7 protein-coding genes and 1 other RNA gene are annotated in these 6,984 nt (G+C 67.2%); 5 read left to right on the forward strand and 3 right to left on the reverse strand.

From position 1 onward, the window contains the following. Positions 1 to 608: 608 nt before the first annotated feature. The gene (locus ACWD0F_RS51390) at positions 609 to 962 is read left to right on the forward strand and encodes a DUF2809 domain-containing protein (RefSeq protein ID WP_378526785.1); all 354 of its coding nucleotides are present in this window, start codon (positions 609 to 611) and stop codon (positions 960 to 962) included. Between the two features lie 44 nt (positions 963 to 1,006). On the opposite strand, the gene ACWD0F_RS51395 is transcribed toward ACWD0F_RS51390, so the two are convergent. Then, the gene (locus ACWD0F_RS51395; protein WP_449890365.1) at positions 1,007 to 1,351 is read right to left on the reverse strand and encodes a hypothetical protein; all 345 of its coding nucleotides are present in this window, start codon (positions 1,349 to 1,351) and stop codon (positions 1,007 to 1,009) included. A gap of 176 nt (positions 1,352 to 1,527) precedes the next feature. On the opposite strand from ACWD0F_RS51395, the gene ACWD0F_RS51400 reads away from it, so the two are divergent. From ACWD0F_RS51400 to ACWD0F_RS51415, 4 genes are all read left to right on the forward strand, one after another. Continuing rightward, a complete protein-coding gene (locus tag ACWD0F_RS51400; protein ID WP_449890367.1) occupies positions 1,528 to 2,538 on the forward strand; it encodes an aldo/keto reductase in 1,011 nt (336 codons plus the stop codon). Then, a complete protein-coding gene (locus ACWD0F_RS51405; RefSeq protein ID WP_449890369.1) occupies positions 2,538 to 3,137 on the forward strand; it encodes a TetR family transcriptional regulator in 600 nt (199 codons plus the stop codon). Before ACWD0F_RS51400 ends, ACWD0F_RS51405 begins: the two co-directional genes overlap by 1 nt. Before the next feature lie 97 nt (positions 3,138 to 3,234). After that, on the forward strand, positions 3,235 to 4,170 hold the full coding sequence (locus ACWD0F_RS51410; RefSeq protein ID WP_449890371.1) for an NADP-dependent oxidoreductase: 936 nt from the start codon (positions 3,235 to 3,237) through the stop codon (positions 4,168 to 4,170). An 81-nt stretch (positions 4,171 to 4,251) separates the two neighbouring features. Continuing rightward, positions 4,252 to 4,941: a hypothetical protein gene (locus ACWD0F_RS51415; protein WP_449890373.1), complete on the forward strand. Its 690-nt coding sequence runs from the start codon at positions 4,252 to 4,254 to the stop codon at positions 4,939 to 4,941. 228 nt (positions 4,942 to 5,169) lie between these two features. On the opposite strand, the gene ACWD0F_RS51420 is transcribed toward ACWD0F_RS51415, so the two are convergent. Further along, positions 5,170 to 6,153 carry a hypothetical protein gene (locus tag ACWD0F_RS51420; RefSeq protein WP_449890374.1) on the reverse strand — a complete coding sequence of 328 codons (984 nt, stop codon included), beginning with the start codon at positions 6,151 to 6,153 and terminating at the stop codon, positions 5,170 to 5,172. Between the two features lie 308 nt (positions 6,154 to 6,461). After that, positions 6,462 to 6,850, reverse strand: an RNA gene (gene rnpB, locus ACWD0F_RS51425) — RNase P RNA component class A. Between the last annotated feature and the right edge of the window lie 134 nt (positions 6,851 to 6,984).

Here is a 6,984-nt window from a genome sequence, read left to right on the forward strand (position 1 = left end):
TGTTCGGCCGCGCGAACCTTGACCTACTCCGCAAGCGCGTCCTGCTGGCATAGCTCACTCAATGTGACCGCATCACGATCTTTGTGCCAGAGCCGAATTTCTCCAGGTGGGCGGCCAGCATGATCCAGGCTGGCGGCCTTGAGATTTCCAGGCGGACGGTCATGCGGCGTCTGGGTGGGCGGACAGGTCGGGATGCTTTCGACCGAGTGTGGTGGAACCTACCCAGCGGTCGAGGTGTTTGCGCTGCGGACCCGGCGGGCGTGGTTTTTGATGAAGCAGAGAGCCCGAGGAGTGGGGTGGTGGCTGGGCGAGGATGTGGGATGAGGGCATCGGCGATGAGATCAAGCGGCGCGAGGCATGGCTGGATCGGCCATGGCGCGGTCATCGAGGCGGCGCTGAGCGCACCGTAACCCCCTGTTTCATCTGATCGGGCCTCATTCCGGATGAATCGTCACTACGTTCCAGCGTGCTGGCATGCCGTCGCCATGGCACTCCACCGCGGTCGCTGACCTGGCGCGATCAGCATGCCGCCATGAGGGACGAGCTCTATGATCAGTTCGTCCTGATCGTTGAGAGTCGGAGAAGATGTCAATCTCATGCGCCGCGCCATGGTCCTTCTGGGTGGCGTCGCCCTCGCCGTCGGCGCGTTCGCTCTCTTCTACCGGGGCCCGGGACAACCGTTCATCCGCGGTTACGTGAGCGACGTCGGCGCCACCATGCTGGTCTACGCGTTCTTGGGGCTGCTGTGGCGCACCACCGCCGCACGCCGCACCCTGGCCACGGCCGCGATCGCCGCCGCCGTCGAGTTCTACCAAATAGTCGGCATGACCCCGCCGGGCATCGGCGGTGTCCTGGTCGGCGCGTTCCCCGACCCATGGGACCTGGTCGCCTATGCCATCGGTGTGGTCGCGGCCCTGGCCTGGGAACGCCGATCGGTCCGATCCGGTGATCAGACCGGCTGACTCTCGGACGCCACCCCACCGGCACGCTGACGGTACGGATGCCCTCACAGGGGTGAGGTCATGATCGCGGTACGGTCATCGCTGCCGTCGTAGGTGATGAAGCGGTGCTCGATCCCGGAGACGATGAGCTCCAGCATCGTGCTGACGTCCCACGCGTTGACCACGTCCACCAGCGGGTAACGGCTGAATTCGACGTGCTCGCCCTCCTCGGCACGGGCGCGGTCGAGCAGCGCGGCGTCGCGAGGCGGGTAGTCGGCGCCGCTCCGGGAGCGCATGAACCCGGCACGGTCGAACTGGACCATGCCGATCGCGCCGCCGTCCTCCTGCTTGTCGGCGGTGATGACGAGGCTCGTACCGGTGATCGTGGTGGCCGGCCGGCCGCCGGTCACGGTCGCGGTCGCGCAGGTCCCACCCGTCGCCGGTGATCGCCCGCCAGCGGGGGACGAACGTGTGGCGGGGCGTGGCGGCGATCGGCTCCCGCCACCGCGACCCGGGCGGGGTCACCGCGGCGGGTGTCAAGTTACAAGTTTTGACATCTGTTACCAACCTAGTTAGCGTCTGTCTTATGGAGCAGAGAACACTCGGTGCCGACGTCTGTGTGGGGGCGGTCGGGCTTGGTTGTGCAGGCATGTCCGGCGCGTACGGACGCAGCGCCGACGAGCAGAGCATCGCGACGCTTCGCAGCGCGCTCGACGCCGGGATCACGTTCATCGACACGGCCGACCACTACGGGATGGGGCACAACGAGACGCTCATCGGGCAGGCGCTGCGACCCGCCGCTCGCGACCGCGCCGTGGTGAGCGTGAAGTTCGGCGCGTTGTTCGGTGTGGACGGCAGCGTGCGCGGCATCAACAACCGACCTGACGCGATCCCGACCTTCCTGGGCTACTCGCTGCAGCGGCTGGGCACCGACTACGTGGACATCTATCGCCCGGCCCGGCTGGACCCCGCTGTCGCGATCGAGGAGACCATCGGAGCCGTCGCCGAGATGGTGCAGAAGGGCTACGTGCGCGGCATCGGGCTGTCCGAGGTCGGCGCCGAGACGATCCGCCGCGCCCACGCCGTGCACCCGATCACCGACGTCCAGATCGAGTACTCGCTGTTCAGCCGCGGCGTCGAAGACGAGATCCTGCCCACCTGCCGCGAGCTGGGCATCGGCGTCACCGCCTACGGGGTGCTCGCCCAAGGAATGCTGACCGGGATGTGGCGACCGTCGGCCGACGACGCACGGCATCGCGGGCACCTGCCCCGCTTCGCCGCCGGCAACATCGAGACCAACCTCGCGTTGGTCGAGCGGCTGCGGAAGATCGCCACCTCCCGCGGCGCCACGGTCGCACAGCTCGCGATCGCATGGGTGCTCGCGCAGGGGCGCGAGCACCGCGACATCGTCGCGCTGGTCGGGGCCGGCCGACCGCACCGCATCACCGAGGCGGTGGACGCCGCCGGCCTGCGGCTGACCGAGGACGACCTGGAAGCGGTCGAGCATGCCGTCCCCCGAGGGGCGGTCGCGGGAGAACGCTACGCCCCCGCCCTGCTCGCGCTACTGGACAGCGAGCGAACGGGCGGCAGGCGCTGATGCCCGCCCGAACCCCGCTGGACGCGAACGCCATCCTGGCGGCCACCGAGGAGATCCTGCGCCGCTACGGACCGGACAAGGCAACCGTCGTCGACGTCGCCCGGGCACTCGGGGTCAGCCACGCCGCCGTCTACAAGCACTTCCCCTCCAAGCAGGCGCTGCGCGAGGCCGTGACCCGGCGCTGGCTCGACCACAGCCGCGACGCCCTCGCCGTCATCGCCGCCGACAGCGCGGTCCCGCCGGCGCAGCGCCTGCGTACCTGGCTGCACGCCGTCCTGGCCGGGAAGCAGGCCAAGATTCGCGAGGACCCGGAGCTGTTCGCCGCCTATGGAATCCTCGCGGCCAGGCACAGCAGCGTCGCCACCGACCACGTCGCCGACCTCTTGGGCCAGCTGACGGCCATCCTCGCCGACGGCGCCGCCGACGGCAGCCTCCCCACCGTCGACGCGGAGGCCACCGCCCGCGTGGTCTTCAACGCCACCGCCAAGTTCAACCACCTCGCCCACGCGGCCGAATGGCAGAACCCGGGCATCGGCGCCGAACTCGACGAGGTGTGCAGCCTGCTGCTCGATGGTCTTCACACCCCCACACAGCCGTAGCAGAACCCGGCCGGGCACACACCGCGACTCGTCAGCGGCGCGGTCGGCCCTGCCCATCGCCACCCAGGCGGCAACGAATAAGGAGGGACGAACGACCATGGTTCAAGCAATCGGAGTGACGCAGCCAGGCGGACCGGACGCTCTCGGCGAGCTCGACCTGGCGGCCGAACCGATCGGTCCCGGTCAGGTCAGGATCCGGGTGAGCAGCGCCACGGTGAATCCGACCGACGCGATGATCCGTTCTCGTCCACGGCAAGACGCGGCGGGCGCGGTGCGAGTGCCGGGCATGGAGGTAGCCGGCGTGATCACCGAAATCGGCCCCGCCGTCGACCGGCCCTTCGCGATCGGGAACGCCGTCATGGCCATCGTGGTGCCCTCAGGTGAGCACGGCGGCTACCGGGCAGACCTCGTCGTGCCCGCACGCTCGGCCGCGAACATCCCGGCCGGGCTCTCGGACGTCCAGGCCGCCACCCTCCCGATGAACGGGCTCACCGCCCGGCTCGCACTCGACACACTGGCGCTCCCGGCCGGCGCGACGGTCGCCGTCACCGGGGCCGCCGGCACCGTCGGCGGGTACGTCGTCCAGCTCGCCAAGCAGGCCGGGCTGGTCGTCATCGCCGACGCCGCCCGGCAGGACGAGACCTTCGTCCGCGAGTGCGGAGCAGACGAGGTCGTGCCACGGGGGGACGACTTCGCGGCAATGGTCCGCCGCCACCGCCCGGACGGCGTCGACGGGCTCGTCGACGCCGCCGTGCTGGAGGCCACCGTGCTCCCTGCCGTCAAGGACGGCGGCACCGTCGTCACCGTCCGCGGTTACCAGGGTGACGGGACCGACCGGGTCCGCGTCGCCCCGATCTTCGTCCGCGACTACGTCGAGGCCGCGGCCGAGCTCGACCGGCTCGCCGAACTCGCCGGTGAAGGACGGCTCACCGTCCGCGTGGCCGGCGAACTGCCCGCCTGCCGAGCCGCCGACGCGCACCGCTCGCTCGAACGGCGCGGCGTTCGCGGGCGGTTCGTCCTGCGGTTCGGCTGACCGATCCTCGCGAGGCGACCGAGACGAACCTGCTGCTCGTGCAGCAGTGACAGCGCCCGTGGGGCGGCCACGCAGACCCGCGTGTTCGATCTCGCCGAGATGGCGCTGGAAGCAGCTGTATCGGACGCGACCGAGACGGGCGACCGCATCGAGGCGGCATCGGCCGTCATCACCCTCTGCTGGCTGCTCCTACGGGAACGCCGCCTCGATGAGGCCCGTACGCGCGCCGTTGACTGGGCTGACGAGATCGAGCCGCGCATGTCGAGGGCGACCAACACGGAGCTCTCCGCGTGGGGGTGGCTGCTCTTGCGCGGCAGCGCGGCGGCGATCCGCGACAACCGGCCGGACGAGGCCGATGAGATGATGCGCCTCGCCCTGTCCGGCGCTGTGCGCATGGGCGACGAGCACGGCAGCTATCACGAATACTTCACGACCTTCGGCCCCGCCACGGTCCAGATGAAGCGCGTGGAGAACGCCATCATTGAGGCGCAACCCGAGCGCGCCCTGCAGCTTGCGCGGGAAGTGCCGCCCGGATTGAAGCCGACGAGCGATAACCGGAACCGGCATCTACTGGACGTTGCGAACGCCCGCGTCATGCTCCGCGAATACGACAAAGCGCTTAATATCCTGGCGCAGCTTGCGCGTGAAGCGCCAGAATGGTTGCCGAATCAGCAATACGCCAAAGACATGCTCAAAACGATCCTTGGCAAGCGGAGGACCCTGACAGCAGAGATGAGAGCGCTAGCGGACGCGGTTGGCCTGGAGCCGTAGCTTGTGGCACTTCCGGCCTCTTATACCTAATATGCCCTTCGGGTACGAGTCGTACATCGCACCCAAAGCATTCTCGCGCGTTTACGAGGAATGGCGAGGTGTATACATAAGATCGTGAAGCATCTCTTCATGCCACCTAATATGTCTCGATATTTGATATGCATATCAAACTCGACCAACCGGTGCAATGCTTCGCCAGTCCAAAAGCTTGCGTAAATCAGACGGTAATCAGCTTGTGTCGCGGGCGGCGAACCACGGGTAGAAGAAGGGATCCTTCTTGTCAACCTTGATCAGCGTCTCAACGACCGTGCCCTTGAGATTGACGATGCCGTAACCTTGGCTCACGGGCGCGAGCAGATGCTGCTCGTCATACCAGCCGAGCACGTAATCCCGTCCGAGCACGTGCTCGGGTCGCGGGTCGGCCAACTTGATCTTGGCGACCGGCTTACCGGTTGCCGTGTCCCATACGCAGGCCACGCGCATGGATGACCCGCATGCGGTGACGAAGCGGCGACCCGAAGGGGCGAACGTCCCCAGTGCGTCGTCAACCGGGTAGCCAGGCACCCCCCAGGTACGTTTGATCATGCCCTGGAGGTCGAACTGCCGGATAACGGACTTGCCGCTCGTGCCCCACTGGGCCACGATGCCCTTGCCGTCGCGGGTCCACTGGAAGCCGCTGTTCGAGAGGAGGGCGTTCTCAACGCGGACGAACTTCGGCTGCAACGATGGTACATCGATGAGCACGACTCCCTCCGAACGGTCCGCATAGCCGCGCCTCCAGGGTTTGAAGACGTTCAGCAGTAGGTGCTTGCTGTCTGGAGACCAGGTGGGCCAGGCGGCGTTCAAATAGAGGCTCGTCGACTCGGGATCAACAGAAACGGGCAACTCGACGTCTGTCGAGTTGCCCGTTTTGCGATCTAGCAAGCGCATTTTGGGTGGAAGATCGGCGCGGAACGATGCATGGGTAACCTGCCATCGCTCATCGGGGGACACGGTCACGGGCCCGGCGTACGTCTTGACGAACGTGCGCTTGGCCGGGCTCCAAACCCATCGGCGGAGAAGATCGTACCTGGAGCCTGCCTTGACGCAACAGTAGGAGGTGAGCTGGACCGGCCGACCCGCCATTTTCGCCACGATCTCGGCCTTGGTCTCCGGTAACCTGCCGACCGGCGGTTGGACAGGCTGCGCACCGAGTACCGCGGCCAGCGCCAACGCAACTCCTGCATTCACGATCAAATCGACTCCTGAATCAGACTGATCAACTGAACACTTCAAAACCGGGGCTGGTGACTGGCTGGATGGTATCTGTTCCCGGCTTCATAGCAGCTTCATCACCGCTTCAGGGACGCGACCGGCTCTTCAGGCAACGCCGGCGGCATTCGCCATGACGGCGGGCGGCCTGATGTATGCGCGGGCGCGGCGTTGGGCGATCGACGCGCTTCTTCTCCCAAAGATCACGGAACAGAGCCGGAACGGGAGATCTTGAAGGGTGCTCCGCCCCTGGTCAAAGGGGGCAGAGTGTGACGAGTCGGCCTGTAGGCCGGGTTCTGTCCTTCTGATGAAGGGGCGACCATCCATCTAGGGCCGTCGTTGCCGGCGGCCTCAAGCGGTCTACCCGCGCGGCTCGGGCGGGCAGCCCTCGAACGTCGCGCGCGAGACACTCCGAAAAGTGTCCCTTCTTGACCTTGCTCCGGGTGGGGTTTACCTAGCCGCCCACGTCACCGTGGGCGCTGGTGGTCTCTTACACCACCCTTTCACCCTTACCTCCCGGCGAACCGAAAGGCGGTCTGCTCTCTGTGGCACTGTCCCGCGGGTCACCCCGGGTCGGCGTTACCGACCACCCTGCCCTGTGGAGCCCGGACCTTCCTCGGCGGGCCCGGAGGCCCGACGCGGTCGCCCGGCCGACTCGTCTGATGGAGAGTATCAAAGATCAAGCCATCCCCAACCCAACGACAAGATCGACTCGCTGGAATGGGCAGGTCATCGTCTGAGGGGGATGGTGGCGCTTCGCGGTCGTGCCGGATGCCGTCAAAGGCATCCGGC

The sequence above is a fragment of the Nonomuraea sp. NPDC002799 genome (genome assembly GCF_053592075.1).

What these genes read in the sequence shown, in the direction of transcription:
- ACWD0F_RS51405 (WP_449890369.1), top strand. Translation starts at nt 2,538, where the DNA reads ATGCCCGCCCGAACCCCGCTGGACGCGAACGCCATCCTGGCGGCCACC.
- ACWD0F_RS51400 (WP_449890367.1), top strand. Translation starts at nt 1,528, where the DNA reads ATGGAGCAGAGAACACTCGGTGCCGACGTCTGTGTGGGGGCGGTCGGG.
- ACWD0F_RS51410 (WP_449890371.1), top strand. Translation starts at nt 3,235, where the DNA reads ATGGTTCAAGCAATCGGAGTGACGCAGCCAGGCGGACCGGACGCTCTC.
- ACWD0F_RS51390 (WP_378526785.1), top strand. Translation starts at nt 609, where the DNA reads ATGGTCCTTCTGGGTGGCGTCGCCCTCGCCGTCGGCGCGTTCGCTCTC.